The 3840-nt window shown below is 70.6% G+C and carries 3 protein-coding genes; 1 reads left to right on the forward strand and 2 read right to left on the reverse strand.

The window, feature by feature from the left end; all coding sequences use genetic code 11:
* A partial coding sequence (locus A9W96_RS11480) for an enolase C-terminal domain-like protein (protein WP_304441732.1) occupies positions 1 to 597 on the forward strand: 597 nt, incomplete at its 5' end.
* A 5-nt stretch (positions 598 to 602) separates the two neighbouring features.
* Here the strand turns inward: A9W96_RS11480 and A9W96_RS11485 are convergent.
* Complete coding sequence (locus A9W96_RS11485) at positions 603 to 3485, reverse strand: ATP-binding cassette domain-containing protein (RefSeq protein ID WP_067139869.1); 2883 nt, start codon at positions 3483 to 3485, stop codon at positions 603 to 605.
* Between the two features lie 45 nt (positions 3486 to 3530).
* Positions 3531 to 3840 (reverse strand): SDR family oxidoreductase (locus A9W96_RS11490; RefSeq protein WP_156765200.1); only part of this gene is annotated, 310 nt, incomplete at its 5' end.

Raw genomic sequence — 3840 nt, forward strand, 5'->3', positions numbered from 1 at the left:
GCCGTCGAGCGCGCCGGCTGCGCCGACCTCATGGCGTTCGCGCTGGACTGCGCGTCCAGCGAGGTGTACGACAGCGACTCTGCCACATACGCATTCAACGGTGAGCGGGTGACCGCGGAGGAGCTGATCGACTTCGCCCGCGCACTGTCCCAGGAGTTTCCGATGTTGTTCATCGAGGACCTGCTGGACGGCGACGACTGGGCGGGGTTCGCCAAAGCGGTGCAGACGGTGAACCGTTCGATCATCCTGGGCGACGACCTGATCGTCACCAACCGCGCCCGCCTGCAGCGGGCGGTCGAATCGTCCGCCGTGGACGGTTTCGTGCTGAAGCCCAACCAGGTCGGAACCATCGCCGAGGCGCTCGACTGCTTCGAATACGCCACGCGCAACGCCGTTTTGGCGATTCCCTCGGGCCGCTCGGGTGGCGTCATCGACGATGTCGTGATGGATCTGGCGGTGGGCCTGGCGGCACCGTTTCAAAAGAACGGCGCACCGCGCTCGGGCGAGCGCATCGCAAAGCTCAACTTCCTGCTGCGCGCGGCCGAAGACATCCCGGATTGCGCGTTGGCGGACGTGCCGGCATTGGCGAGGTTCTGAAAGCGTCAGTGGCCGGCGACCAGGGCGAGTTCGGCGGCCACCGCGGTCCCGCACACCGCCAACGCGATCGAAAGCGCCAGCCAGTCGGCCGGTTTCGGGCGCGACGGGGCGGCCGAGATCTGGCCGGTGCCGCCGCGGGCGGTGATCGCATCGCCCATCTCGTCGGCGCGGCGCAGCGTCACCGTGATGACCGCGACGACCACGTCGATCACGTCCGCCGCCGGACGCCGCAGCCGGGCCCAGCGGGTCTGCGGGGGTTGTTTGGGCCGCAACCGGCGAGCGGCGAAGAGCACCCGAAATTCGTCGATGAGCATCGGAAAGGTGCGCAGCGCGAGCGCCAATGCCACCGACCAGTCGTCGACCGGGACCCGCACCGGCCGCAGGAAGCGGCCCAAAGTAGCCACCGCCGGGGCGATTTGGGCAACATTGGTCGTCCACGACACCAGGGCGCCCAGGGCGAGCAACACCACCGACAGCACGGTGATGCGCAGGAAGTCGAGCAGCCCGCCCAGGCCCAGCGACGCCGATCCCAGCCGGATGTACGGACTCCCGCCGGCGAATGCCGCGTTGGCGCCGACGATCACCAGCACGATCCACAGCCAGCGCGGCACGGACGGCAGCACGCCCCGCGGGATGCGGGCGAGCCGGATTCCCGTGGCCGCCAGGGCGGCGGTGAGCCCGATCGCCACCCAGCCGGGAAAGAACGTCAACAGCAACGAAATACCGAAAGCCACAAGCAATTTCGTCCCGGCCCACAGGTCGTGAATGGGGGAGGTGCCCGGCACTGGCCGCAGCAGCACGAAGGGGCGACGGCGGCCGGCCGGGTGCTGCGCCGGTGGGACGGCGGCCACCGAATTGTGCTGCGCCGCGGCCGGCGACGGTTCCAGCGAACCGTCACGCAGGTGCAAGGTGCGTGGGCACAGCTCCTGAAGCCCGGCGAAGTCGTGCGAGATGACCACCACGGTCAGGCCGGTGTCACGGCGCCGCTGGGCCAGCAGCTGGACCAGGCCGCGCTGACTGGCGGCATCCAGTCCCGCCAGCGGCTCGTCGAGGATCAACACCCGCGGCGACCGGGCGAGCAGACCGGCCAGCACCACCCGACGCATCTGGCCGCCGCTGAGCTGGTCGATGCGCCGCTTGGCCAGCCCTGCGTCCAAGCCGACGGCCGCCAGCGCCGCAATCACCCGCGCGTTATCGGCGGGCGAAAACCCGGCCGCCGAGGCCACTTCCAGGTCCACCCTGCCGCGCATCAATTGCAGCCGGGCCGCTTGGAATTGGATCGCGACCGCTCCCACCTGGTCGGCGGTCGGGCGCCCGTCCAGCAGGCAGGCGCCGGTGGCCGGCACGGTCAACCCGGCCATGATCCAGGCCAGGGTCGATTTGCCGGAACCGTTGCCGCCGTGGATCAACAGCCCGTCGCCCTCGTGCACCGCGAAGCTGACGTCGCGCAGCGCGGTCTGAGCCCAGGGCGTGCCGCTGGCGTATTCGTGTCCGACACGGACGAGTTCGAGCACCGGCGGACTGGCGGGCCGTCCGTTCGGCACCGTCGGAGCCGGCGCGGTTGCGCTGCGGACCAGGTCGGCGTCGAGTGACGCGTCGCCGAGGTTGATTGCGCGGTCGGCGTATTCGGCCTCGTCGTTGTAGTGTGTGATGTGCACCAGGGCGGTCTGGTGGCGTTCGGTGAGGCCGGACAGGACGGCGAGCAACTGCTCCCGGCCCTGCCGGTCGACCATGCTGGTGACCTCGTCGGCGATCAGCAGCGCCGGCTCGCGCGCCAGGGCCGCGGCCACCGCCAGGCGCTGCAGCTCCCCGCCGGACAGACTGCCCGTGTCGCGGTCCGCCAGCGCGCCCAAGCCGACCTCGCCGAGGAGCCGGGGGATGTCGGTGGTCTTGCCGGGCGGCAGTCCCCAGACCACGTCGTCGGCGACCCGCGTGCCCAGCACCTGGCTTTCCGGGTGCTGCATGATGACCGCGGTGCCGCCGAGCTCACCGAGCCCCACCGCCCCCGGGCGCTCGACGACGCCCGATGTCGGTTCGCGCCCGGCCAGGATCAACATCAGCGTGGTTTTCCCGGACCCGTTGGCCCCGGTGACCGCGATGTGCTCGCCCGTCCGCACGTCCAGGCTGATCGCACGCAGCGCGTCGTGGTCGGCGTGCGGGTAGCGCAGCCGCACCCGCTCCAGGCGTACCGGGACCGGCCGGATCGGGCCGCCGCCGGCCGGCGCGTCCAGCTTGTGCACGTCGGGGATCCCGCGCAGTCGCTCCAGCACCCGGGACAGCGCCCACCAACCGACCAGCGAAGCACCCACGATGGTGAAGACGGCGTAGCCCAGCGCGAGCCACTGCCAGTAGTGCAGCGCCTCGGCGAAGAACGCCTTGAACTGTTGCGCGGGCGCGCGCAACTGCGCCACCCGCGAGACGACCGTCACGGCACCGTCCACGGTGGCGCTGGCGGCGTGGAAGGCGAGCTGCCGGAAGCGGGTCAGGACGGTCAAGGCGGCGACCATGCCGGCGCCGACGACGACACCCGCGCCGAACGACACCGCGATCACGGTCGGTGTGCCGCGGCGGTGGCGCTTGACGGTTCCGGCCAGCCCACCGACATAGGCGCAGAGGGCGATCGCTCCCAGGCCGCTCAGCCCGACGACCAGAAAGCCGATCACACCGGCGGCGACCGTAGCGGCGATCAGAACGCGGATCCGGTAGCGGTAGGCCAGCAGCCCGGTCGGCACGCTGCCGAGCAGGCCCAGCCCTCCGCCATGCGGAAGGACGACCGCGATGATGGCGATCGCCGCGCACAACGCGCCCATCACCGATGCCTGCGCCAGCTCGCCGGGTCGCAGCGATCCGGCCCGCGTTTTCGGCATCGCAGCGCCGGGCGCCTTCACGACACGATTATGCCCGTCGTCGGCGGGGCGCCTGTGCGTCTCTTATCAGATCTTCAGGTAACCCTTGTCGGCGGGAATTTGCGCGGCCGTCACAAGCGACGAGGCGTCGCTGGCGAGCCACAACACGATGTCGGAGACCAGGTTCGGGTCGGCCAGTGAGTCCGTGGGCAGCGCGCCGGGGGAGAAGCTGTGAATGTAGGTCTGGTTGTCGGCGAAGAGCTGCCACATCGAGGGGTCGTTGCCCATGGGCGTGTCGGTGCCGTACGGGTGCACCGAGTTGACGCGGATGCCGTATCCACCCAGTTCGACCGCCAACGAGTTCGTCAGCCCGACCACGCCGAACTTGCTGGCCCAG

It is taken from the genome of Mycobacterium sp. 1245852.3 (assembly GCF_001669335.1).
GTDB classification, from domain to species: Bacteria; Actinomycetota; Actinomycetes; order Mycobacteriales; family Mycobacteriaceae; genus Mycobacterium; species Mycobacterium europaeum_A.